This is a genomic window from Mucilaginibacter gotjawali (assembly GCF_002355435.1).
In the GTDB taxonomy this organism is placed as follows: domain Bacteria; phylum Bacteroidota; class Bacteroidia; order Sphingobacteriales; family Sphingobacteriaceae; genus Mucilaginibacter; species Mucilaginibacter gotjawali.
Genome location: NZ_AP017313.1, coordinates 3,356,283 through 3,381,881, shown reverse-complemented (window position 1 = coordinate 3,381,881; position 25,599 = coordinate 3,356,283). Strand labels below are relative to the sequence as shown.

Annotated in this window: 23 protein-coding genes; 10 read left to right on the top strand and 13 right to left on the bottom strand. The window is 40.3% G+C overall.

The window, feature by feature from the left end; genetic code table 11:
- Positions 1–52: 52 nt before the first annotated feature.
- From MgSA37_RS15025 to MgSA37_RS15015, 3 genes are all read left to right on the top strand, one after another.
- Positions 53–613, top strand: a complete 561-nt coding sequence (locus MgSA37_RS15025; RefSeq protein ID WP_096353033.1) for an REP-associated tyrosine transposase — start codon at positions 53–55, stop codon at positions 611–613.
- A 92-nt stretch (positions 614–705) separates the two neighbouring features.
- A complete protein-coding gene (locus MgSA37_RS15020) occupies positions 706–1,041 on the top strand; it encodes a hypothetical protein (protein ID WP_157750582.1) in 336 nt (111 codons plus the stop codon).
- Entirely contained in the window at positions 1,038–1,571 is a 534-nt protein-coding gene (locus tag MgSA37_RS15015; RefSeq protein WP_096353030.1) for a hypothetical protein, read from the top strand. Before MgSA37_RS15020 ends, MgSA37_RS15015 begins: the two co-directional genes overlap by 4 nt.
- A gap of 351 nt (positions 1,572–1,922) precedes the next feature.
- Here MgSA37_RS15015 and MgSA37_RS15010 read toward each other — a convergent pair whose 3' ends face one another.
- The 12 genes from MgSA37_RS15010 to MgSA37_RS14955 all read right to left on the bottom strand — a co-directional run bounded on the left by MgSA37_RS15010 (position 1,923) and on the right by MgSA37_RS14955 (position 12,687).
- Positions 1,923–3,071, bottom strand: a complete 1,149-nt coding sequence (locus tag MgSA37_RS15010; RefSeq protein ID WP_096353029.1) for a type II secretion system F family protein — start codon at positions 3,069–3,071, stop codon at positions 1,923–1,925.
- On the bottom strand, positions 3,058–3,561 hold the full coding sequence (locus tag MgSA37_RS15005; protein ID WP_096353027.1) for a PulJ/GspJ family protein: 504 nt from the start codon (positions 3,559–3,561) through the stop codon (positions 3,058–3,060). Before MgSA37_RS15005 ends, MgSA37_RS15010 begins: the two co-directional genes overlap by 14 nt.
- Positions 3,554–3,820: a hypothetical protein gene (locus MgSA37_RS15000; RefSeq protein WP_157750581.1), complete on the bottom strand. Its 267-nt coding sequence runs from the start codon at positions 3,818–3,820 to the stop codon at positions 3,554–3,556. The genes MgSA37_RS15005 and MgSA37_RS15000 overlap by 8 nt, the downstream gene beginning before the upstream one ends.
- Positions 3,777–5,171: a hypothetical protein gene (locus MgSA37_RS14995; protein ID WP_096353024.1), complete on the bottom strand. Its 1,395-nt coding sequence runs from the start codon at positions 5,169–5,171 to the stop codon at positions 3,777–3,779. The genes MgSA37_RS15000 and MgSA37_RS14995 overlap by 44 nt, the downstream gene beginning before the upstream one ends.
- Positions 5,172–5,179: 8 nt before the next feature.
- Positions 5,180–5,647: a toxin-antitoxin system YwqK family antitoxin gene (locus MgSA37_RS14990; RefSeq protein ID WP_096353022.1), complete on the bottom strand. Its 468-nt coding sequence runs from the start codon at positions 5,645–5,647 to the stop codon at positions 5,180–5,182.
- The gene (locus MgSA37_RS14985) at positions 5,644–6,141 is read right to left on the bottom strand and encodes a hypothetical protein (protein WP_096353021.1); all 498 of its coding nucleotides are present in this window, start codon (positions 6,139–6,141) and stop codon (positions 5,644–5,646) included. Before MgSA37_RS14985 ends, MgSA37_RS14990 begins: the two co-directional genes overlap by 4 nt.
- A 13-nt stretch (positions 6,142–6,154) precedes the next feature.
- The gene (locus MgSA37_RS14980) at positions 6,155–7,084 is read right to left on the bottom strand and encodes a fibronectin type III domain-containing protein (protein ID WP_157750580.1); all 930 of its coding nucleotides are present in this window, start codon (positions 7,082–7,084) and stop codon (positions 6,155–6,157) included.
- A gap of 621 nt (positions 7,085–7,705) precedes the next feature.
- Positions 7,706–7,894: a DUF2188 domain-containing protein gene (locus tag MgSA37_RS14975; protein ID WP_096353018.1), complete on the bottom strand. Its 189-nt coding sequence runs from the start codon at positions 7,892–7,894 to the stop codon at positions 7,706–7,708.
- A 693-nt stretch (positions 7,895–8,587) separates the two neighbouring features.
- Positions 8,588–9,157, bottom strand: a complete 570-nt coding sequence (locus MgSA37_RS29555) for an acyltransferase (RefSeq protein WP_317046571.1) — start codon at positions 9,155–9,157, stop codon at positions 8,588–8,590.
- An 82-nt stretch (positions 9,158–9,239) separates the two neighbouring features.
- Positions 9,240–10,442 (bottom strand): glycosyltransferase family 4 protein, encoded by a 1,203-nt coding sequence (locus MgSA37_RS14965; RefSeq protein WP_096353016.1) that lies wholly within the window; start codon positions 10,440–10,442, stop codon positions 9,240–9,242.
- Positions 10,443–11,080: 638 nt separating this feature from the next.
- Positions 11,081–12,280: a sugar transferase gene (locus MgSA37_RS29115; RefSeq protein WP_197705994.1), complete on the bottom strand. Its 1,200-nt coding sequence runs from the start codon at positions 12,278–12,280 to the stop codon at positions 11,081–11,083.
- Positions 12,277–12,687, bottom strand: coding sequence for a response regulator transcription factor (locus MgSA37_RS14955; RefSeq protein ID WP_096353015.1), 411 nt, complete (start codon positions 12,685–12,687; stop codon positions 12,277–12,279). Before MgSA37_RS14955 ends, MgSA37_RS29115 begins: the two co-directional genes overlap by 4 nt.
- A 437-nt stretch (positions 12,688–13,124) precedes the next feature.
- Here MgSA37_RS14955 and MgSA37_RS14950 point away from each other — a divergent pair, with 437 nt between their 5' ends.
- Genes MgSA37_RS14950 through MgSA37_RS14920 form a run of 7 tightly spaced genes read left to right on the top strand, consistent with a single transcriptional unit; the run spans position 13,125 to position 22,149 of the window.
- Positions 13,125–13,892 (top strand): TolC family protein, encoded by a 768-nt coding sequence (locus MgSA37_RS14950; protein WP_096353013.1) that lies wholly within the window; start codon positions 13,125–13,127, stop codon positions 13,890–13,892.
- Positions 13,889–16,069, top strand: coding sequence for a GumC family protein (locus MgSA37_RS14945; protein ID WP_096353012.1), 2,181 nt, complete (start codon positions 13,889–13,891; stop codon positions 16,067–16,069). Before MgSA37_RS14950 ends, MgSA37_RS14945 begins: the two co-directional genes overlap by 4 nt.
- Positions 16,070–17,287 carry a glycosyltransferase gene (locus MgSA37_RS14940; protein ID WP_096353010.1) on the top strand — a complete coding sequence of 406 codons (1,218 nt, stop codon included), beginning with the start codon at positions 16,070–16,072 and terminating at the stop codon, positions 17,285–17,287.
- A gap of 19 nt (positions 17,288–17,306) precedes the next feature.
- The gene (locus MgSA37_RS14935) at positions 17,307–18,617 is read left to right on the top strand and encodes an oligosaccharide flippase family protein (RefSeq protein ID WP_096353009.1); all 1,311 of its coding nucleotides are present in this window, start codon (positions 17,307–17,309) and stop codon (positions 18,615–18,617) included.
- A 2-nt stretch (positions 18,618–18,619) separates the two neighbouring features.
- Positions 18,620–20,071, top strand: coding sequence for an O-antigen ligase family protein (locus MgSA37_RS14930; protein ID WP_096353007.1), 1,452 nt, complete (start codon positions 18,620–18,622; stop codon positions 20,069–20,071).
- Entirely contained in the window at positions 20,068–20,961 is an 894-nt protein-coding gene (locus MgSA37_RS14925; RefSeq protein ID WP_096353006.1) for a glycosyltransferase family 2 protein, read from the top strand. Before MgSA37_RS14930 ends, MgSA37_RS14925 begins: the two co-directional genes overlap by 4 nt.
- Before the next feature lie 9 nt (positions 20,962–20,970).
- Positions 20,971–22,149 (top strand): glycosyltransferase, encoded by a 1,179-nt coding sequence (locus MgSA37_RS14920; protein WP_096353004.1) that lies wholly within the window; start codon positions 20,971–20,973, stop codon positions 22,147–22,149.
- 649 nt (positions 22,150–22,798) lie between these two features.
- Here MgSA37_RS14920 and MgSA37_RS14910 read toward each other — a convergent pair.
- Entirely contained in the window at positions 22,799–24,886 is a 2,088-nt protein-coding gene (locus MgSA37_RS14910) for an LruC domain-containing protein (protein ID WP_096353001.1), read from the bottom strand.
- Positions 24,887–25,599: the final 713 nt, after the last annotated feature.

Below are 25,599 nucleotides of genomic sequence, written 5' to 3'. Positions count from 1 at the left end.
CAACCATAACAATTTTGCATTGTTGATTTAACTATCGTATTTTTAAACCTCAATGAGCCGCAAATACAAATTCCACGATCAGGATAAACTTTACTTTGTAAGCTTTGCTGTTGTAAATTGGATCGACCTTTTTATTCGAAGTGAATATAGAGAGATAATGATCGCCAGCTGGAAGCATTGTCAGCAGAAGAAAGGGCTCGAAATATATGGCTGGTGCATCATGAGCAGCCATATCCATATGATCATCGGCACTCATGGCGAAAAGCTGGAAAACATTATGCGGGATATGAAGAAACATACGTCCATCGCGTTGAGGGAAGCTATTGAACAGCATCCGGCCGAAAGCCGTAGGGAATGGATGCTATGGATGATGAAAAGGGCAGGAAAAAAGAATAGTCAAAATGTCGGTTTCCAGTTGTGGCAGCAGGATAACCATCCCATCGAATTGTATGACTTGAAAATATTGCATCAAAAGCTGGATTATATACATTATAACCCAGTAGTGGCCCGGATTGTTGAGAGACCGGAAGATTATTTATACAGCAGCGCCAGGGATTATTGCGGTTTACCGGGGTTAATTGACATAATTTTGGTTGATCCCTTGATACAATGACCGGCACAGTTTATTACCTGTCAGCGGGGCACGAGTGCTACAGCCGCACAGCCTCCCGCCGACACTCGCGCCTGAATTCGGGGGGGCGAATTATGGCATTTGCAGAAGACTTGGGTACTTTTTCGATGGCCTATGGTTTAATACACGATATTTTTAGTAATGATCCTCACGCGTTGGGTATGCAGTTCTCTGCTGGTAATAATTTGAATACCGTATATTTCGATGCTTTGACAGATCAATATTTTGAAATCACCTCAAGGAAAGTTGGAAAAGACGGAAGTGTAACCGAAGTTTATGATACTTATTCCAGTTATTCGTATGATTCAAAAAAAGGCGTATACGTTGGTGTCGGAAAAACTGGATCTTATTCAGCAACCCAAGCAAATCCAAACGCTGACGTGACACAACAAGTAAATATTGTCCAATGAACTACACAGAATTTGCCGAAAAAATTAAAGGGATTCCGTCTTCTTATGAAGCCTACAAAGCGCGGGGGCTTGATGATGTTTTTATTAGAAAGCAGATACAAGAATATCAGATAATGCGAAAGAAGGATGCAGTAATTATGGACAACGACGACGAAATTATAAAATTAATAAATGTGTTTGATTTAACTGGATTATCGATTGGCATGGTAAATTTCTTATATCAACCTCTTGTTGCCCAGGAGGAGGTGGTGTTTTTTGGGAAATTCGAAACTGACGATTTAGTGTTATACAATCCAAATGGCGAAATAAGGTGTTATGAAGAACAATCTGAACATTTAATGTACAAATGCGCTAAGAACGGGAGCATGTTTTTGGATGCGCTTTTTGAAGCAGGGTGCTTTCTTGAAAAATGCGGTTTGGATGACGACTTATATAATAATGAACAAATAGCACAAGAAATGGCCGAATACTGTTCTGAATTAGCAGGTGGTAAACAATACAAAGATTTTTATAGTGTGATGTTTTCATGATGTATTTCGTCCGCTGTGCGTAGTTTACATTAAACGCTGTCCGATTTCTATGACTTCGGACGGTTATGCCTGCAGTTTGCAACTGCAGTGACGAATGTAAGATAATAGCAAGAACCTTGCCGCGCGCCGGGCTTTGCTCATATAAAAGTTTACCACAAAATTGTTTATTTAAGCAAATATCGTCCAAAAGTGCTGACACGATCCTCTCACTGACAAAATTTTGTCAGCAGTTAAATTGCTGATATTCAGTTTTGTAGCTGCTTTGTAGCAGGTGTAGCACGTTTAGCGCTACAAAATTGTACGGGTGACATTTATTAAATTCCATTTGGCGGAAGGAAAGGCTTCAGTTTCTTACTGAAAACTGTTGCTTAACTGGAACAGCGGCAGGTACATGGATATCAATATAACCGCCACGATGAGGCCCAGGAAAATGATGATCAAAGGTTCCATAGCGCTGCTGAGGGTGGAGGTTTTGTATTCCACTTCATCAATGTATTGTTCGGAGATCTTGCCGAAAAAGTAATCCAGCTGGTTGGTTTCTTCGCCAACTTTAACCAGCTGGATCATTTTGGAGGGGTAAACCGGGAACTGCTGCAGGCTTTCGTGCAGGGATTTGCCGCTCATGATGTCATCTTCTACTTTCTGTAATGAGGATTCGATGGGATAATACCTGATCATCTGCCTGATCAGCGCGATAGCACGCAACAAGGGCAATTTGGCATTGATGAGCAAGCGCATCGAATTACAAAAACGCGCCAGGTAAACCTTTTGCACCAGGTTGCCTATCATCGGGATCCGCATCACAATCTTTGAAACTATACGCCGGAACTGCTCCGTCTTTCGCGTAAAAATGATAACTAAGGCGATCAAAATAAGGACAGTGATGGCCTTCCAAAGGTTATCCTCCAGGCCTTTGGATATGTTCATAATTTTTTGGGTGATCCAGGGTAATTTCCCGCCAAAGCGTTTAAATACATCGCCAAACATCGGCACCACAAATTTCAGCATAAAGAATACCGCGCTTAATGATGCACTTAAAACAATACAGGGATAAGTTAATGCCGATACAATCTTGCGGCGCTGTTTGATCTTGTTCTGGTAAAATTTGGCGAGGTCCTGTAATACTTCAATCAGTTTGCCGGTTTCTTCACCAATCTGTAAACTGTAAACTTCATACAAGGAGAACCTGCCGGTTAATTGCAGCGCCCTGGAAAAAGTTTCCCCTTTTAAAACAGCATCCTGGATGTTGGTGTACAACTCTTTGTCTTTTTCCTTATGTTGATCGGCGGTGATGAGTTCGAAACTGCTTTTCAGGTTTATACCAGCCAATAGGAGGGAGCTGAGTTCGAGGTACAGGGATTCCTTCTTTTTATCATTTAATTCTTTGCTGCCAAAACTGATGTCCTTATTCATCAGCGCTAAAAAGCCACCGCCATCGTCTGTTTTGGCAGGCTTTGGCGTCTTTTTGTTTTCGTATCTGCTGAGGTCAATTGAGGGCATTGGCGTTTCTGTTGATGAGGTTGACGGAACTGTATTGTTTATGGTAATGATACGGAATTTTTTCGCCCTGGAATAATATAACCAGGTCAAGATCATCCAGCCGGGTTTGTTCATCTGTCGGCCCAAATTCATTTACAGGCAGGCCTTCAAAAGCGGTAACGAGGGAATCTGTTTTCACTTTAAAGGTATCCGCCCTTATTTCGGTCCGTACGATAAACTCCGGGTCGAACCGGTATTTGATATGACGATCAGCGCTATTCAGTGCGATCCCGGCGGTATCTTTCAATATGATATCTGCACGGGAAAAGTCTTTTTTCAGCCATTCATCCAGGCGTACCAATACCGCCATATCCTGGTTTTTTTTATTGAAAGCGCCGTACGATTTGATAATAATGGAATAAGCCGAATAAGTGATGCCCATAACCAAAGCAGCCACCAGCATGGTGATGGTTACTTCCATGATCGTAAAGGCTTTTACGCGTTTATTCATGGCTGATGAGGATCACTTTTTCTAATTCTGTTACTTTTTGCTGGTTGCCATCATATGCGGTCAGGTGTATATCATACAATTGACTCATTTGATTATAAGGTTTAACTTCCTGCTCGATCCTGAAATCGTCAACATTCAAAGACTGGGATGTGGGGCTAATACTTTTTTCAGCATCTAACAGCGCTTCATGTAAAACAGCCTGCGCCCTGATCTTTTTAACGGATAAGGAACTGCTGGTAACATTGGCAAAGATCATCATGGCAATGCTGAACACCACGACAATGAGCACCATGGCAATCACTACCTCGAGTATGGTAGAGGCCTTTACCTCTGCCTTGATATTTATTTTGGTTCCAGCCATTGCAATACTTTTTTCTTTTTCCGGCTACCGGCGTCAGGTCCCCGGTTAAATAATAGGGGGAAAGCGCCTTTGAGTTCATCGTTATATTGATGAGGTAGTTTTGAAACAAGGTAAATGAATTTTGGTACAAAAACTGGCTGGTGAAAACGCTGCCGGCAACTTCCACGGCATCTTTGGTTCGCATAATTCCCTGTGAATATACCTGTCCTGCTATTTTAACTCCCCGGCCCAAATCGATCAAAGGTTTTAGCGATGTTTCTGTTTTTTCGTAGGTGAATAAAATACCTCTAAATATAGTATGGTTGCCCAGGTGGATTTTTTCCTGTACCGGTACCGTTCCGGGTTTATCAAAACGCAGGACACCTAAGCAGGAGGGATAGCTGAACAGGCAATTACTGTCGACGCTGATGGAATCCCTTGCGAAGAACTGGGCGCTACCATGAAAGCCGCTTTTTATATGGATCCCTTTCGCATAGATGATGATGCTGTTCAGAGATGCCGTGCTGTCAATGTTAATAGTGGTATCAGAAAACAATATCACATTACCGCTGAGGTTTATATTGCTGAGCGTTTGAACTTTGTTTTTAAAATTGAAATATTTAGTCGGCAATAAAAATGATTGCTTAAGGGTATCGATGCGGTTGAACGAACTATCCCCGGAATGGTTTGTGTTTATAAATTGCTCAAATTCTGCTAAGCGGCCCTCTGCCAACGGTGGTAACGTTTTGTCGCTGTTGTTTTTTTTGCCGGCGATCAGGCGCTTATCGCCCAGGTAGGCTTTATTGTCTACATAAGCGGTGGTTACGCCCGCTTTGGGTACATATACATCCCCGACGATAGCCGTTTTGCCGCTTAGAGATAGGGGGCGCTCCTCATCAATAAGGTACAAGGCAGCCCATTTGCTTGAATCTATGGAATAGGCTATGGAAAAGGTTTTGTATAAAGTGTCTTTTTGAATAAATGCCACGGAGGTACCTATATCATACATGCCCCAGAACGTCCTTTTTAGGGAAACAGAATCGGTGCCATTATTAAACAAACTCATCGTTCTACTGCTGAGATAAGATGTGTCACTCCCTGCCAATAAAATATTGACACCGGAATTAAGGTTGTTGTCCAACTGATCATACCGGAATTTCTTCTGGTACTCCATCCGGTAAAAGAAAGCTGCCACGATCAACGAAGAGCACAATACCCCAATTACCAGGGCGATAATGATCACAATATACATAGCCGAGGCTTTCAGCATAATAAGTCCTATGGTTTGTTTTTAGGAATTGTGTCGCCGGGGCATTGGCTCTTTTTAAAGATGTTTAGCCTCCGCCATACCGGTACTTTCCCCCCGGTTACTTCAATGCCCTTATGCCAGTTGGTAGCTTGTTTTAACGTTCCATCTTTATTCCAGCTTTTCCATAGGCCATCTTTCAAACCTTTTTTAAATACGCCCTGTTCTTTCAGGTTCCTGTTTGGATAGTACTCGGTGTATAAACCATTAAGCAATTGCCCGCTATAACCGCCTTGTGTAGAATGTACCCGGCTGGCGTTGTACCAATAATAAAATAAATTGCTTTTTATGGATGGTAAGTGGTCTATTGGATTATACTCAGCCTCAATAGTTTTACCGGAATCAGTAAGCCGGGCCCGGTAAAGGCCATAGTCCGGCAGTTTTTGCGCGTATAAATGGCCCGAAAATAGAAAAAGCAAAAGGATAAATAGTTTTCTCATAAAGCGGAAGACTTTATTGCTATAAATTTAGTTTTACCTGCATAGCTGATCTTGATGGAATCCCGCAGGTTTTTGATCAGCTTGAGGTCGTTTTTTGTTTGCCCTTCAGCCAGCGTTATGTTTTGTCCGTTAATGTTTACCAATGCGATCAGCTTTTTTGTAGTAGGATTCAGCATATAGCCTGAATACCTGATAAATCCCCAATCCATGGGCTTAACCTGCACTGGAATTTTTCGTTCAGCAACCCTCCGGACACCAACTTTATCGGTATCTTTCTGTTTTACAATACCAAACGGGTCCCGGTAATTTAACAACAAATGAGTAGTATCTTTTGGGATACTAAAATCGTTAAAGGCCTCTTTCGCTGTTTTCAAAGAAACAACAGGCACGGAGTCATCATCACTGTTAAGACCATTAAAAACCCTGTAGATGATCATGCCCCATACCACCAGTACTACCAATCCCAATACATATGTCAGTTTTTTGTTCTTCACCTTTATTTAAGTCTTATTGTACTACAAAACTGTTTTTAGTACTCGCCGGGCTTTCATTGCCGGCAGCATCCAGGGCAGTTACCATCCAATAGACGGTATTTCCTGAGCTTCCCAGATTAAAACTGTAACTCGTACTTGTGAGGGACATAGGGAAACTTGAATTATAAATAGTAGTTCCGTCACTCTTATATACATAAAGTTTATACTTAACAGCTGTTGCTACCGCATTCCACGAAAGGGCGACCGGTAAACTTAAAGTCGTTCCGGTGACAGGAGCAACCAGGGTAACCTGCCCGGGCGGTGTATGGTCATAGGTGACCAAAAAAACGGTCGACCATAAAGCCTGGGCCGTATCATTTTGTGCTCTTACCCGCCATTGGTAAGTTTGGTCTTTGGGAAAGATAAAGCTGAGTTGCTGGCCTGATATAGTTTGGTTCGACACGATAGCACTTTCATTTGCAAAATTATTTGTGTCAATCTCCAATTGATAAGCCGTTGCGCCATACAAACTGCCCCATTGGAAAGTATACGAACTTTGATTGGTGACCAGGTTATTGGCCGGCGAAGTGAGCTGGACTGATTGCTGTTTGATTGAACCAGCGACAACCGTAAAACTTTTTGGAGAAGACCATGCTGTTTGTGAGCTGCCATTCTCCGCCATTACACGCCATTGATAGTTGCCGGGATTGAGTGTGTAGGAAAACCTGTAATTATGTACCATCGTGTCCAATATCAAACCGCCAGGAGCGACAAAAGTAGGGGAGACGACCTGCAGGTGGTAGGACAAAGCATGGTCAACCGCATCCCACCAGAAATTGATCGTATAGCTGGTGCTTTGGTATTGATCTACAGGAGCTTCGAGTTGAATTTGTTGTTTAGATAAAGATGGTTCGATGATTTCAGTACAGGACGATAAAATCGCTATACTAGCAATAAGAATCACGAACAAATAAAATAAAGGCCTTGGTTTCATTAAGGCCTAATTTACATGTTTAATTGGTAATAAAAACACGGAAATGGCCAAATGTTATTTTTTTCCCCTCGTTGTAAAAATGGGTTTCTGGCGACTATCTTTTCTTTCTTTTGCCTGTTTTAGAACTAGATTGTATCTTTATTTTAATTAATAAGAAATAGCGTTGTGTGGTTTATTTTGAAAGTTATCCATTCGGTGACCTGGCCGAATTATAAAATTATAAAATGCTGATATTGAGGGCGCACTTAGTTTGTTTTTGTTCCATAGCTCTCCGCTGAATCGTTACTAACGAAGATTGAAAACGCTTAAAGTCGCTGATTTTAAGTGTTTTTTTAATTTTAAGGCAATTTTAAAAAATCAAATAATTGCGTAATTCTAGTAATCTGCGTGTAATCTATCGGGTTATCACCAAAGACAAATCCGCTGTACTGACGCAACGGAAACTACGCGCCAACAAATGAGGCCTTTGCGCTAATGTATTCATTTAAATGGATAAGATAAGCGCGTTGCCCCCGTGCACAATAAACCTGACCGTTGGCATATACCGGAAATAAATCCGTTCAGGGTGTAATATAAGCTGATTGCGATATTTTATCTTTTTCGTGCAGAGCGATGATTTTTTACCCAATCTTTAGCCCGGCTTATACCGGTTGCGATAGCTATTCCTTCATCGGTATGCCCGTCTTCAAGGATTGCATTGGCTATTTCAATGGCTTTATTCCTGATTGCAACCGGCAGGTTTTTCATCGACACAGGATAATTATTTTCATTCCAGGGCATGATAAAAGCTTTTACTATTCATTAAAATTTACTTTATTAATAATGCAGCGTTTTTAACATGTTTCTTCAAAAAACGGGATTTTTGAAGAAAAAATGGAAAACAATAAAAATGATAAGGAGTATTAGTAAGACCAATAAAAACAATGGATAAGGATTCAATTTCCCATTATCCCTTTGCCTTAACCTTGATAAATGTTTCATTTTGTTACCTCCATCAATGTTTCTGTCCTATAATTAACTAAATAAAATTAGGCTATTGCTGCTGGCTATAAAATGACTTGAGACAGCATTATTAGTAATGTAGATCAAATTTATATAACAACATTAAAGTAAACTGTGCGGAGCTGGTCTTACAAGCACCCCTTCGGTTAATAAGATTAAGAGTAGCCTCTGCTCTCAGGGAAAACCAATTCCGGCAATTTTTCCTTGTTTTACTATAGCATTATTAATGAATAGAAAAGGAGGTTTTGTAGTAAGCAGGTTTAATTCCCGAAAAATATATTGCCGTTTTTACTAAATAAAATTTGCAATCCTTCAGTATTAAAATTGCGGGTATTTCGGTGGGTAATAAACAGTATACCGTAATGTACGTAATATTAACTGTTTTAAGAGTTGGCAGGGTCGATGACTCGCCGCAAATTTATAGCTGCCCCGATAGTGGGGTCGCATTTATTTTTTGGTCAATCTGACGCTCTAATTTTCAATAGTATTATTTTGTGAAATTGTCTTTATGAATTTAGCAGGCACACCGCCGACCAGCGTGTATGCAGGTACATCCTTTGTAACAACCGATCCGGCGGCAACTACTGCCCCTTCACCTATAGTAACCCCTTTTAATATTACCGCCCTGGTAGCTATCCACACATTATCACCTATTATGATATTGTCTTTTCCGCTTTTTGACTCCCTTACGGTAACATCATGAAAATCGTCATCCATCATAATTACCTGGTTGGCGATCTGGCAATTTTTACCAATTTGTATGTGTTTTCTTGAAGTGATAATGGTGCCGGTATTGATAAAAGTGTTTTCGCCAACCTCTATGGTTGCCCTCGGCCCTGCTGAGATTTGGGTGGTTCCGATATGCGACCATATCCGGCAACCATTGCCGATAATAATATTGCCTTTTGCTGCTATTTTTAATCGGCCTTTTACCGTAACCATACGCCCTTTTGTACAATTGCGAAGCCTGTATGCGGCGTTAATGACATGTAACCCTGCGCTTAAAGTTGCCTTTAATAACACCCAATAAATAAAATACAATTCTTTTTTGATTGAGGTTGCCTGTCGTAGTAATCGATAGACAGGACACTTACTTTGTCGAATATTCTTTTCCTGATACTCATTATGCGATCATTTTTTCTACTTCGTGATAAACTTCAACTGTTTTTTTTGTAGCTGCATTCCAGGTAAATAAAGATGCTCTTTTTTTACCGGCAATTGATAAACTTTCAGCAAGTTCGCTATTATTTAAAATCATTTGCGCAGCAGCGGCAATTTCGGATGGTTTTTTAGGGTCGATAAGGATGGCTGCGTCGCCAGCAATTTCGGGCATGCATGATACAGAAGAGGTAATTACCGGCACACCACCAGCCATTGCTTCAACTATAGGTAAACCAAAGCCTTCGCTGAATGACGGGAACCATAACATAGACGCACCCTGGTATATAGCAGGCAAATCAGCGTAATCAACGTAGCCGATCAGGTCAATATGTTTTTTAAGCCATTCAAGTTTCAAGTCTGTTAACATTTGCTGTAATTGTTCTGCTTTAAGTCCTTTCATTACTAACCTTGGCGCCGATGGATTTTTTTCTAAAAGCTCTGCATAAGCATTTAAAACACCCAAAGTATTTTTCCGTGGTTCGGTATTGGCCATAAAAAAGATATAGCCTCTTAGCAATTCAAATTTTTTCATCACATCTGCAATGTGACCGTCGCTGCATTGTTCAAAAAAGCGTTCGTCTGCGCCGTTGTGTATAACAGTAATTTTATCTGCCGCGATACCAAGTTTTTCAATGATGATGTTTTTTTGAAACTCAGATACGGTAATGATGCGTACAGCTTTCTTAGCAATTGTTGAAACGATCAGTTTCCTGTAAAGGTTTCCCAGGCGCTGGTACCAGCTTGCTTTTGATAACAGGTTTGATTGTTCAAGGAAAATTACATCGTGTAAAGTTAAAATCAAAGGTACATTTAGGTTTAACGGCGCTGTGTTGGCTGTGCAGTGCAATATATCGGCTTTTACTTCCTGGCAAGCTTTGGGTAATAAAAATTGTTCCCAGATAAAGTAAGGCGCCTTACGGATGGTATGGATAACCCTGTTCTGGATGGTTGACAAACACCTGTCAGTGTCTTGCTTTACCATTACATGATAATCAATGCCGTTCTCAATAAAGGGCAGCCTTTTTAATAATTCATGTGCTACAACATCCATCCCGTGTTTGCGGGGCCTGAAAACCCGTTGAACTTCGATAGCTATTCTCATGTTTACTTTTGCAAACACTTCCTGGTTGGTTGGGAAAAGAGAGTCGGTTAATAACATGTCCATGATCTTTATTTTTTATGATTATTTGAAACCACAATTGCCATAAATATGCCATCTAATTAAAAGCTTGATAATCAGTTGTTTTATTATTGAAATAATTCCAGTATCTGGAAAAATCTCTATTTAAGAAAGAAAAAGGTGAGCCACGGGTCGAATGGTGAGCGACATTAAGTTCATGCCCGAAAAAATAAAACCTATGCAAAGGGAAAAAAGTGATTCATTACGCCATCATTTTTTTTCAGAGGCAGGTTAAGATTTAACGGCGAGGTAGGAGAGGCGCAATGCTATAAATCCGACTTTACTTCCTGGCAATTTAATATTTCCAGCCCGGAAAGCTTATTCATTTCATGCTCAAGAAATATAGTGTCGGGTTTTATCAAAACGTGGAGCAATGAAAACTGCTCCATTTTCAAATTAAATTATTTTCGGAACTCCCGGAGATTCAAGTGTTGCTGGTACATGTTCGTGCAAAAATCGCCCGTCAACCAGGAAAATCTTTAATTCACTAGTCGACAACGCCACAGGTGACGCGTTTAACACGGAATTTAAGATTATATTTTGATGAAGATTTTTAATTTAATTTAGATATCAAGCTCCGTACATGCATTGTCATTGTTATGTATCGGATAATAATATTTATTTTAAACGTTTTCTTTTTGAAAGAGGGCCGGTATTGTTTTTAAAATTAGTTTTAGGTCATTCTTAAAGCTATGATTCTGTGCATAAACATTATCCAGCATTAATCTTTCTTCTTCACTCATTTCACCCTTCCCGCGTTTTTCAACCTGCCATAAGCCGGTTATGCCCGCAGGAGCCGAAAACCGCAATACATATTTATCGGTTGTTAATTTTTCCGCTTCATAAAGCGGTAAGGGCCTGTTGCCCACAATACTCATATCGCCAATGATCACATTCCATAATTGAGGAAGCTCGTCAATGCTCGTATTTCGTATAAAGTTGCCAATTTTGGTTATACGCGGATCGTTCTTGATTTTGAAGAACGCAGAACTTGCGCTTGTTTTTTTATTATCAATAAAATCCCGCTCGCACCATTGAATATTGTCCGCAAAAAGCGGGAACTGACATTTTCCAAAGGTAGCGCATTCGCTGCACAAGCCTGTTTTTACTGCGATGTCTGCTTTTTCGCCCGCAGCGTCAATATTATACTGGTTTAGGTGTTTCAGATCCTTTAAACGTTGATCGGCATTAACATACATTGACCTGAATTTAAAAAATTTAAAAACCCTGTAGCCGGTGCCAACCCTTAATGAATAATAAAAAGCAGGCCCCTTAGATTCCAATTTGATTAGTAAATAAATAATCAAAAATACTGGCGAAAGCATCAAAAGCGCCATCCCTGCAAAAAATAAGTCGAAACTTCTTTTCCAAAACCCTATCCCCCTGTTTTCCGGGTTTGCTGAATGAATATTTGTTTTTAGCTCGTCCCAGTTATCGATCAGGAAGTTGATCCTTTTTTCTAATTTAACGGTTTTTAATGGAGCCTTAAAAACGTCAACAATTCCTGAAGTTAACGCCAATTGCCGTAAATTTGCATTCAAATGGTTTACAACTAAAAAGAAAGGTACATCGGTTAATTTTTTTTGTTTTAGTGCACCGATTAGCGCAAGCCCCGAAGGTGCCATTATTTCACTCAATGAAATGATAGCAACTATATTCAAATTATTATCTTGCCATGCAGAAGCCATTTTCATCCCGTTTGAAAATGGAACCAGGACCCTCTCCCGGAAATCACAATTTACAAATTTTTCTATCTGGTCATTATCAAACCCTACAAGGGCTATAATTGGAGTACCATTTGGTACAATTTCATTTTCGCTCATAAGCTTAACATCAATTTGCCCATACGTCTTAAAATTACCCCTATTCTGGCATCAAGTTCAGCCGGATTAAATGGTTTTACAATAAAATCATCAGCACCGCTATTTAAACATTCAATCCTTTTTACACTACTTTCCTCTCCCGACAAGATTATTACAGGGATCGTGTTAAAAAAATCACTTACTTTCATTTGTTCAATTAAAGCAAGCCCGTTCAATTTTGGCGTATTTAGGTCTGCAATAATCAGATCAGGGATATTGCCGTTTTGCAGAAAAGCTAATGCCTCCATTCCATTTGACTGGATCTCCACCTCATATTTGGCGCTTAGAAACTCTTTCAGAATTGCCTGCATGTATTGATCATCTTCCACAACCAGTATCCTGATTGCTTTTCCATTTAAATTATTCATTTTTTATTTGATTTATTAGGAGAATTGTCGAGAAAAATTCATTAATATTATTCAATTGAGAAATATTTAACCGCATATTTCTTGTCACCCGAATATTTTTTCCTTTTTAACGTAATTGAATGGAAGAAGTTGGAGGAATTTATATTTTTTGAAGAGGATATTTAAATCAAAAATAAACGTGGATTACAAACACTTAAACTGACAATCCAAGTCAATGAAGATACCCTCAAGTTATTTTAATGCTTAATATTAGCGACAGCGGCGTGTTTGTTTTAAGAACATTTATCAAAAACAATCCGTATAAATTGATAGACAAATAATCAGTTAAAAAAAAGCGGTGTGATATAAAACAACGGTCGGCGCGGGGTTTTAGTGAGCATGGAACCAGTTCAATATTTGAACCTTTGTCTTTTTTTAAGGATTTGATTTAAACGCCTATGAAAACGAGATCAAAAAACATTTATACTTTATTATTGCTTGCATTTTTTTGCCAGGGCGTTAATGCTCAGGTATCAAAGCCGCAGGTAAAAAGCGAACTGGTGTTTATTGATGAACACAAAGAGTTGCAGGAACAATTAATCCCGCTTGACAGTATACTATCCCTGGCTGTCAAAAATTCCTCTGCCGTTAAGTTCCAGGCTGACCTTATAAGGGTTGCACAGGATCAAATGGCGACCAATAAAAATTTATGGACAAACAACATGGTTGGCTTTGTTAATTACTCGGCTGGTAACCAGAGTATTGTAACGGCAGATAATACCACACCCGGCGTTGTTAACTCATCTAATATTTCCAATGGTCTCAGGTTTGGCGTGCAAATTAATCTTCCCTTGTCTGAATTGATGACCAGGAAATCACGAATGGCATCTTTTAAAAATACCATTACTTCTACAATAGATAAAAGAGACCAGGCTATTGAAGAATTGAAACAGGTAGTGATACAGCTTTATTACACTTTGATTTACAATAGCAACCTGCTTTCTATCCGGAGCGAAGCCAAAGCATCAGCAATAAATCAATATTCAATAGCTGAAAAACAGTTTAAAGATGGTGCAATTGATATTGGTGAATTATCAAGGTTAAAATCGATTGAAGTGAATGCCCGAGCCGACTATGAAGAAGCTAAAAGGGAATTCAGTACGGCGTATTACCAAATGGAACCATTGGTTGGGGTGCCGTTTCAACAGCTTATATTAAAAAAATGAAATTGATCCATTATATAAAATTATTATTGAAATATACCCATTGGTTGATATTGGTACCTGTGATATGTGCAGCAACGGTATTTTTACTAACCAAGCATAGCAAAAAGCAGTATACCAGCACTACCACATTGTATACCGGCGTAGCGAGCGGATACTCCATTACAACAACCGAAGACCAAAAACTGGATTATTTTGGAGTAAACAATGCTTTTGATAATTTATTGGCATCGGCAAAATCGCGCGAAACGATGGAAGAGGTTGCCATTCGTTTGCTTTCAGAACACTTAGCGCTAAAGAAACCAGATCCCAAGGTTTTGGATGCTGATGGTTTTATTGCCCTGAAAAAAGTTGCCGGGAATGATTTGCTTCAAAAATCCAAAGGAATGAAAGATGCACAAAGCATCTATGACTATTTGAGTTATTTGCATGCTTCGAAGGTTGATAATATCGTAGCCGAAATTTTGAGCAAACCTGGTTCTTTTTACAGCGTTGATGAACTGAAGTCGAACCTTGTGGTTACCCGTATTAGCACGAGCGATATGATTCAGGTTGTTTATTCCTGCAGCGATCCGGCGGTATGCCAGCGTACGCTTGAACTTCATAGCAATATTTTTATAGCGAACTACAGGCGCCTTAAGGCTGATCAGACCCTTAGTGCTGTACAATATTTTGAGGCAAAGCTTGCAGAAGCAAGAGCAAAATTACAGGGGTCTGAAAATAACATCAAGCAATTTGGCCAGCAAAACAGGATTATTAATTACTATGAGCAAACCCGGTATATTGCCCAGTCAAAAGAGGAACTGGATAAGGAAATTTATGCCGAGAAGATAGCGCAAAAGGGCAGCCAGCGCGCATTGGATCTTGTTGAAAAAAAGCTAAACTCCCGCGAGAAGCAAATCACAAACAGCCTCGATGTAATTAAGCTCAGGCAGCATTTGAGTGATGCGAATGCGAACATCGAAAGAGCCAAAATTTATGGAAACGCTGATAAAATGAATGAATATTTGGCGGAAGCAAAAAAACTGGAAGATTCGTTAAAAACGGCATCAAACCAATACATGAGTTTGAATTATACGCTGGAAACGGTACCACGGACCAGCCTGGTGCAGCAATGGGTTGATAACGCTGTAAGTTTGGATAAGGCCAATGCCGGGCTGGCGGTGCTAAACCAGCAAAGTGATGAATACCTCAAAAAATTCGACCAGTTTGCTCCATTAGGGTCAACCCTGAAACGGCTCGACAGGCAGGCCGATATTGATGAAAAAGAATATCTTTCCATTTTATCAGGGTTAAATCTGGCAAGGCTCAGGCAAAGTAATCTCGCCCTGAATTCAAATATTGCTGTACAGGATAAGGCGTATTTTCCCTTGCAGCCGCTGGCCTCAACCAGGGCGTTGCTGATCGCGCTATCATTTTTCGTTGGTTTTTTAATGGTTTCCTCAGTTGTGATAGCCCGAGAGTTAATGGATTCCTCCATCCGCAGCCCGGAAAGGGCAGCCAAAATAATGAACATACCTGTTGCAGGCATTTCAGCTATCAGATCCAACGCCAGATCTTTAAGCTACCAACCGCCTTTGCGCAGCCTGTTGACCGAGCGTTTTGTAAATGCCATACTCCCTTTTATTTCTGCTGGTATCGAAGCACATGGCAAGGCGCAGGTTTCATTTATAACGACAAAAGATAATGTTTTTCAAACAGATGATATTAAACTTCTGAATGAATATCTTTCATCGCTGTATAATAACCTGGTGTGGGTTGTTCCGGAATCACTCTTGCCTGTTTTTTCAGCGGCTGTGCCTGCTGAAGCCCTTGTAGGTTATTTGCCGGCAGTAGCTCAGCTAAATAGTAAAATACCGGATGATCTTGTGAATAAAGACCTTTCAGCCAACAGGCTCATCCTTTACGTGACACCTAATTTAGCTAAAAATAGTTTACCGGTTTCCGTCGCCCGTAAATCCAGCCTGAATCTAATGGTTTTTAACGCAAACGATACCTGGCAACCTGTTGACAGGGACCTTTTGAACAAAACCAGGGCATTAACGCCGGATATTCCTGTTTACACCTGGCTTACGCAAACCGACGAAAGTAACCTGGACGGAATTATAGGAGAAATTCCGAAACGAAGAAGCTGGTTGCGAAAGAAAGTAAAGAAAATGTTAACTCTAAATTTACGATAAGTGAAAAAACAAGATCCCGGGCATATTGTATGTTTGGCTTTACCCGCCTGGGAAGCCGATTATCTGAGGTCAACAGTAGAGTTGATGAAAGGGCTGTCGGCAACAAACCTGGTGCTGTATGTCGATTATGCCTACACCATATCTGATTGTATAAAGGGCATTTTGGGCAAGAAGAAATTCGAGTGGAAGCGCTTGTTGGGAATAAATAAACGATTAAGAAAAATATCCGGAGATGACCAAACGGGGTTATATGTACTATCTCTGCCTCCTGTTTTTCCGTCTTTTATTATCAGGTCGTATACCTTTTTTAAGTTAGCTAACAGGCTGAATGCGGCTTTTACCGGTTACTTTATTAACCGGGCCATAAAAAGGCTGCAATTGCATAACATTATCGCTTTTAATTCTGTTCAGCCTTTCCTCGGTCTTTACTGGAAGATAAAGCACATCGATTATAAGATCTATTATATTTATGATGACTTTACCAACGTCCCCTGGTTTAAAGGATTTGCGTCAAAGGAAGAAAATAAATTTATTCAGCAAGCCGACCTGATCGTCGTTAGTTCAGATGAGTTAAAAAAGCGGAAAGAGCAATCGGGAATCCCTACTGAAGTGGTTAATAATGGGGTTCATTTTGATGCATTTTATCGGTATGCAAAAAAAAATACAACGGAAACAAAAGAGGCAAAAACCATTGGTTATACCGGGACCATGGATTTTCGTTTTGATATCGACCTGCTTGAGCCCGTAGTGAAAGATTTGCCCCAACATCAATTTCTGTTTATAGGTAAGGTATTTGAACCGGAAATCCGGCAGCGGTTATCGAAATATAAAAATGTGACGTTTATGCCTCCGGTATCGTCTGATCAGGTCCCGTTGATTCAAAGCAGATTAGATGTTGGTATTATACCCTATGTGTGCAACGATTTAACCGCAGCCATATATCCCCTAAAAGCTAACGAATACCTGGCAATGGGGCTACCTGTTGTGATGACGCCATTTGCTACCATAGGCGAGGCAGATGATGTGGTATTTGTTGCGAAAGATCCAAAAGCTTTTATAAATGACATTAAGAATGCACTGTCGGGAAATAATGATGCATTAATTCAAAAGCGGATAGAAGTTGCAAAGAAAGCCGATTGGAGCGCCAGGTCAGCGCAATTGATGGCCATTATAGAAATCCATACTGCGGCAAAAATAGATTTTCCGGTTGTTGCCTGATCAATAAAACCATGCCCCCATGATAAAGAAATTATTATTTAGCAATACATCCTGGTCGCTGATCTCTAATGGAGCCACGGCCCTTCTGGGCTTTTTAAACCTGGCTTTAATAGCGCATCATTTCTCCAAGTCAGGCGCAGGGCAATGGTTTATGCTACTTACCGTATACACCTTGTTGGAAATGTTCAGAAGCGGATGGGTACAAACTCCTTTTGTGAGGTATTTTGTAGTGGCAGAAAATGATGAAGAAAGAGCAAAACTAACCGGCGCATCCTGGCAGCTTTTGTTGGGCTTCACCTCCATTATGTCATTATTTCTGCTTGTTTTTTATTTTCTTAATATTGATAACAGCGCCTTTTTTCTTGCAAAAAAGTATACAATTTTGTGGCTGTTTTCGGCTTTGCCCTACCAGCTGCTACAATGGCAGTTGCAGGCCCGGTCGTTATTTAAAAAATTGTCGATAGCCAGGATCATATTCCCGGTAACATTCACTGTTTTACTTATCCTTCAGTCAAAATATAAACTCTCTATTGAAACTACGGTTCTTTTTTACGCTTTGCTGCAATTTTTAGCCGGGATTTTTGGTTTGCTTACAGGCTGGCTGCATTTAGGCCAATGGCGGGGTAACCTTAGTATTGAGCGAAAAAAGTTATCCAACTTTGGTAAGTACAGTATGCTTACCATGGTTACCGCCAGCTTGCTGCGGAGTTCTGATCAGTTTATTATTGCCTTTTGGCTTGGTCCGGCGGCCGTGGCGGTTTATTCTATTCCTCAAAAATTAATTGAGGTTATTGAAATACCTGTACGTTCTTTTGCTTCAATTGCTATCCCGCAAGCCACTTCATTATTTCAATCGCAACAATTAGCTGAATTGAAGTTGTTTTTTTACAGGCAATGCGGGCTGTTAACCGCTATTATATTGCCCCTGCTCATCATCTTTTTTTCTTTTCCTGGTTTCATAGTAAACCTCCTGGGTGGGAATAAATACCACGAATCAACCTTATTGCTGCAAATTTTTTGTTTTTATGCAGCTTTAATTCCTTTAGACCGTTATTGCGGTGTTTTACTTGATGCAGGTAACAGGCCTCAAAAAAACACCATCAAAGTGATTATTATGCTGTTCTTTAATGTTGTGCTCGATGTGCTGGCCTTATGGCTGGGTTTTGGTGTTTATGGCGTGGCGGCGGGTTCAACCATTACATTTTTGGTGGGCATAATAGTTGGCTGGATCCAATTGAAAGATATATTGGATTCCTTCGCTGTTAAATTATTTTGGAAAGAGGGCATCATCAAATCAATCCATTCACTTAAAAAAGCACCGGTAGTTTAATTATGACAGCAGGCAAATTATATGGCTCGTGGCCTGTACAGCTGATGTTAATTTCATTGGTGGCAATCGCCTTGGGTTTTATAGTTGCCAAAACCGACCTTGTTGGTGCAGGCGTGTTGATAGCGCTGCCTTTTGTTGTTATATACCTGGTAATGCTCTTCAAAAACCCTAAAATGGGACTGTATGCAGCATTAAGCTTTGGTTTTTTTGCGAACGGAATGATCCGTTATTCAACGGCCCCGTTTGGACTATCAATAGATATTTTCCTGTTGCTTACTTTGATTGCAACATTAAGCCAGATAGATAAAAGGAAATTTAAATACCTAAAAAATCCATTTGTTTATGGCATAACCGTTTGGACTGTTTTTGCTGTTATGGAACTTATCAACCCTGAATCACGAAGCTCGGCCGCGTGGTTCTATTCGGTACGCGGCACGGCTTTGTACATGATCCAACTAATCATCCTGACTATCTTGCTGCTCAATGACCCTAAAGAGTTAAAGAAATTTTTAAACGTCTGGATCATATGGTCGTTTATCGCAGGCGCCTGGGGCATGAAGCAGCTTTATTTTGGTGTTAATCATTACGAGCAGATGTGGCTTGATGCGGGCGCTTATAAAACCCATATCCTGTTTGGCCGTTTACGTGTATTTTCCTTTTACTCGGATGCAGGGCAGTTTGGTGCAGCCATGGGGCATATTTTGCTGGTTTGTTTGATATTATCTTTTGGGCCGGTAAAGTATAAACAAAAGTTGCTTTATTGGGGATTAAGCGCTTTCTTTTTTTGGTGCATGGCTATTTCCGGAACCAGAGGAGCTATGTTCGTTCCCCTGTCGGGCATCATGGTTTATCTTTTCCTAACCAAAAACTTTAAAATACTGGCTATCGGTTGTATGGTGGTAGGCATCTTATTTTGCTTACTTAAATTCACTAATGTTGGTGCGGGTAATTACCAGGTGCAGCGAATGCGTAGCGCGATGGACCCTAACGACCCTTCATTACAGGTACGCCTTGACAATCAAAAAAAATTCAAAGTGTATTTGGCGACGAGGCCATTTGGCGGGGGAATTGGCTCTGCAGGTTCGTGGGGCCAGCGTTTTTCGCCCGGTACCTTCCTTGCAGAAACACCTACCGATAGCTGGTATGTAAAGATCTGGGCCGAAACAGGTATTGTGGGTTTAGCTATCCATATTGGCGTTCTTTTGTCATTTATAATAGCAGGGGTTATCCTCATTTTTAATATGAATAACGACCCCGGTTTAAGACAAATGGCCATGGCTATATTCTCCGGATTTGTTGGCATAGCGTTTTCAAGTTACAGCAACCAGGTAATCGGGCAAGCGCCCAGCGGCATCGTTTGTTTTATGAGTATAGGCTTTGTATGGCTGGCCTACCGCTGGGACAAAAACACTAAACCCCGTTCACCTCAATTATTAACAGAACAGGCATCATGAGCAGTATACAGTATCCTTTGGTATCCATTATTACCGTTAACTATAACACTGATAAAGTGACGGTAGAATTGCTGGAATCGTTGAAAAAGGTAACCTATCCAAATTTAGAAATTATAGTGGTCGACAATGCATCGTCAGTTGATGCCTCCTATATTGCCAGGCAATATCCACAGGTAACGTTTATCCAAAACCCTGTAAACGAAGGTTTTGCGGGTGGCAATAACCGTGGGATAGAGAAAGCCGGGGGAGAAATTATTTTTTTACTGAATAACGATACCGAAGTTGAGCCCTCCTTTATCGAACCTGTTGTCAATCTTTTTAACTCCAATGAGCAAATTGGGATTATCAGCCCCAAAATACGATATTTTTATTCGAAGGACATCATTCAGTATGCCGGCGGTACCCCCATCAATTCATTTACAGCCCGTGGCGCCTTTATCGGCACGGGGGAGACTGACAGGGGCCAGTTCGATCAGCCACGGCAAACCTGGCTGGCCCATGGCGCGGCCATGGCCATACACCGGAAGGTTTTTGAAAAAATAGGGTTGCTGCCCGAGATGTATTTTTTGTACTACGAAGAGTTAGACTTTAGCGAACACGCATTGCGTGCCGGCTTTCAGATCTGGTATCAGCCGGGATCATTGGTGCTGCATAAGGAATCAATGAGCGTTGGCAAAGTAAGTGCCATTAAAGTGTATTATCAAAACCGTAACCGCCTGCTTTTCATCCGACGCAATATATTTGGGTTAAAAGGTCTGATCAGCAAAATTTTCTTTACATTTATATCATTTCCATTGTTGCTAATCAGGTACCTCATTAAAGGAAACCCGGCTTTTGCCGGCGAAGTGTGGAGGGGCCTTGTCTGGAACCTTAATTATAAAAACAAATAATAACCAACTATGAATTATTTTGAGCATATCGTTTATTATTTGTCTTTAATGATTTTTTTATTACTGGCCTTGCAGGCTATTTACCTTTTTGTTTTTTCCGTCGCTTCACATCTTATCCCGGCAAAAAAATATCCTGAAGTAAATCACCTGGGGAGTTTCGTAATTTATATACCCTCTTACAAAGAGGATGCTGTAATTGTTGAAACCGCAGCCGCCGCGCTTGCCATTGATTACCCGGTTGACAAAAGGAAAATAATCGTCATTGCTGATTCTCTGCTGCCTGAAACGCTACAAAAGCTATATTCACTGGATATACAGGTAGTGGTGGTTTCGTTTGAAAAAAGTACCAAGGCAAAAGCATTAAATGAAGCCTTGAAGCAAACGGAGGGTGAATTTGACTACGCCCTGGTACTTGATGCAGATAATGTTTGCGCCAAAGATTGTTTGTTCCGGATGAACGACGTTTTAAGCACCGGGTTTAAAGTAGTACAGGGCCAGCGTGTAGCTAAAAATACCAATACAACTATGGCCTTACTCGACGCCGTTAGCGAAGGAATTAACAACCAGATCTTCAGAAAAGGACACAGGGCGCTGGGGCTGTCATGCGCTATAATAGGCTCGGGCATGGCACTTCAGTACGCTTTGTTTAAAGAGATTATGCCCGAAATTACGGCCGTTGGCGGTTTCGATAAAGAAATGGAATTAAGGCTAATCCGTAAAAAAGTACTATTCGGATATGCTGAAAAAGCATTGATATACGATGAGAAAACCTCCCAGCAAGGCGCCTTTGAAAACCAGCGCCGCCGCTGGCTGTCAGCCCAGTTTCATTACATGCGCCAGTACTTGCTTGAAGGATTCAGCCAATTGTTTAGGGGTAATATTGATTTTTTTGATAAGGTAATGCAAACGCTTTTATTGCCACGCATCTTGCTTTTGGGGATTGTACCCGTTGCATTTTTACTATCTTTAATTCCAGGGCCGGGCCTGGCGCCGGTTTATTGGCTTGCTGCCCTGGGTATCACCTATTGCGCGATCCTTATTTCTGTCCCGGCAAAATACATTAACAAACAATTGTTTAAAGCCATCATCAGTTTACCAATGGCTTTTATTAGCATGTTTAAATTGTTTTTTAAGCTAAAGGGCGCAAATAAAACATTTATTCATACACCACACGGCGACACAAAATAATTCAGGCTTTTATTGCCTGCAAATTGAAATGAAGTTTTAGATGCTGCAGGTGCTAATCGATGAATTTGTATTAACCGGGCTAAAGGTTGCATGGGAGTTGCATCTGCAATACAATTCACCATCGGTGTTGCTGAACTTCATTTAAGGATAATCACTTCCTGTTCAGCAAGTTTTTACCATAAACAGCTGTGTGACGTAAAAATCGAAAATTGAGTATTCGGACATGAATGCAACTGCTATTTGAAAAGCGCCTGTATTATAAACACGCAGTTTTATTTAGATACTTCACTAATATTGCATGACGAAGCAATGTTACCCCCGTTATTTTGTGCCGTTATCGGCTCCAACCACAAGTATTTTCCTAAAAGGTACGGCATTCGATTACTGCTGGTTTATTTCTTTTTTTGTCAAAAGATCTTTTCTACAGCCGGCGTACTATCGAAGTAATATTGATCAAAGCCCAATTAACTTTTTAAAATATCCGGGCGTCGGAAAAAACATTTTATTATTAATCAGGCTTAAGTATGATATCATGACAGCTAACGACGGGTATACCATGATAAAGGCAATGCCTCCACAAACGATATAAACATAAATAAGGGCCGGCAATTACGCCGGCCCTTATTTCTGCCTCTATTTATCCAATTTATCAATGACTGTAAATTAACAATGGGTTTACATTGGCGGCTGTATTTAAATACCAGTTAGGGTATAAAACACCACCAGATTGTGCCCATTGGAAAAAGTAGGTGTAAGCTTTGCCAATGTTGGTGCCTTCAGTGGGATAGTTGAACGGCCCGGCAAAATTTAGCGCCCATGGCCATGATTTTTTGCTCTTGTAATACACGCCCAGCCCAGGGTTTGAAGCATCCTGCGACGTGCCAAGCAATGTCTTATCTGCAAGATCGGTTGGTGCGTTATTTGGTAAATGCACCTCATAACCCCTGCGTTGGTTGCTGATCAGGAATGGGTTAAACGGTCCGCTTCCTAATGTAGAAGATGATAACGGTGTAGTAAAGCTCATATAAATTTTAGCGGTATCGCTCTTCATGAATGGCGCCCCATTTTGCGCATTGATCACATAGCCGCCAGGACGTTTTATAAGTGCATTGTAATTATCAAAAGGGATAATAACTGTTTTGCTTTGTCCGGCCTCGGTGCCATTTCCATTTTGTTTTATGTAGTTGCCTATAATTTTTTGTCCGGTAACACTTTTTACCAGGTTAGGGCTAAACGGCATTTGTACACCGAAACCACTTACAAATGATGCACCTGAAGCGTTTATAACATAATTAGCATACATTTCAACTGCCAGGTTTTTTGCATTGGAAACAATTTTATACTGGTAGCCTACAACCATATCATTCATGTCATAGTCGCCGGTGGATGGCCAAAGATCTTCAAAAGCCAGTGTTCCGAATGTTGATTTTGAAGGATAGTAATTTACATAAGCCCTTGCAGGATCATTAGGGAAAGCATCCTGGTTGTCAGGCACGCCGTCGCCATCAGCGTCTTTTGGTGTTTCAATGGGTTGTACACCGTTGGTTGAAATCGCTGTAACAGGGTTTGAGCTGCCATAAATTATAACGTCGTTAAAATCGTGATCGCAGCTTGAGTTTTGCCTGAACATATCTTCAAAACCAATGCAAAATACATTTTGCGGAGTTGATAATAAAACGGTATGCCTTTTCAATGCAGCGTCAGTTTCAGGATTGCAGGCGGTGGTTGAAAAGAATTTATAACCGCTGGTGTTTATCGTACCGTTTCCGGAATAGCTGAATGCATTTGATAATAACACAAAGCCAATTGATGTGCCTGCATTAAAAGTTCCTAATTTTACTTTACTTCCTGAATTTAAGCCTCCACCTGAACCTGGTAACGAAGCATTTGGAAACATGTAATAAATTTTGGTAACGTCGGACGCACTTTTTGGTGGATTATTGGTAGGATAGGTATAGTAGCCAAGGCTATTCAGATACCCGGCACCCTCAGAAACAAAAGTTACCCATACATCAGCAGTCGCAGTAACAACGAGGTCTGAAGTAGCAGAAGAAGTTAAATATTCAGGATGCAATTTTCTTACGTCGACTGTTTCCGGTAACGATGCGTTTAAATAGGATAACAACTGGGCGGATATAGCGTCTGAAGTTGTTAAATATTTAGGAACTCCCGAGCCGTCCCAGGCACCCATTGGGATATATTGGGTATTGTCAGTTGATGCCATTGAATTGAATGAATTTAATGAACGCATTGTAAACTGCCTGTTTTTGATGTCTCCAAGCGTCACGAAATTGCTGGCTACAACGCTGCCACCAAAACCTTTAGGGCCGCCTATAATAGCATTTACAGAATTATTGGAAATTACGGCTTTTGCATTTCTCATCAAACCTATATATTTTGCATCTATAATTACGGTATCCATGTAAGCAGGTAATTCAACCTGTGCATGCAGTGTGCCCGTTGCATCGGTCATCGCTGTTAATAAAGGATCGGTGATGGTAGCGTCACTTGAATAAATGTTTACCGGCACGCTTGCAATCGGTTCATTAGCGCCGGAAGCCAGGCTTACCGTAATACTTACTGTTTTGGTAGTTTTAAAATCAAAACCGGCAGGCGAAATAGAGTTTAAAGTGTCAACCGTTGTTGTTGTTGTTGTTGTGTTTGAATTGAATCCTTGCTTTTTACAGGAAGCAATCAAAACGGTTAAGCAAATTAAAGGGAAAATTAATTTTTTCATGATTTTTTTATTTGGTATTAATTAGATACATATTATGTTACACTGTTTGGCACATATAGGCAATGGGCATGCCGCTATGCTAATTGTCTGTTAATCAGTTATTTATTATAGAAAAAAATTCCACAATCAGGAAATCCGTCTCTTTTTTGTAAAAACACCTTAAAAAATATCTTGTACCAGGAGTGATTTTCCGGTCTATTTGTTTTTAAAATGAAAAGGGTTGAGACATGCGGATTAAAACCATTTATCGTGTCTGTTTTTACCAAGTTGTTGTTATTAAGCTTGGCTGGGTATCAGATTTGTGTATATCATAAAAATATCTTCAGAGGATGACGGCTTTAACCAACGCAATTATTTTTACGTTTTTCGTGGAAGGAGCTGTTGTAGACCTGATCATGAAAACATTGTAGTAATTTAATTTACAATGGGTGCCTGATCTTATCCGGCCGGCCCAAATAAGTTAGGCAGGTCAAAGTTTTAAGCGTAGAGCAGATTTAAATAAGTGATTCCTATGTAGCGAAACTGTTTTTTTATTGGAATACGTTATTAATTCGAATTTGAGGGAGCCGGCTTTTTTCGATAAAAAAGATTGAGAGACGAAATGAATGCGTTTTATAAGTGGACCATCTGTTGCTTTTTATCTTGAAAATGTAATTAGAATAGGTATCAACTCTATCTTATAATAGGAGACTTCTTTGTTAGGTATATTAGTT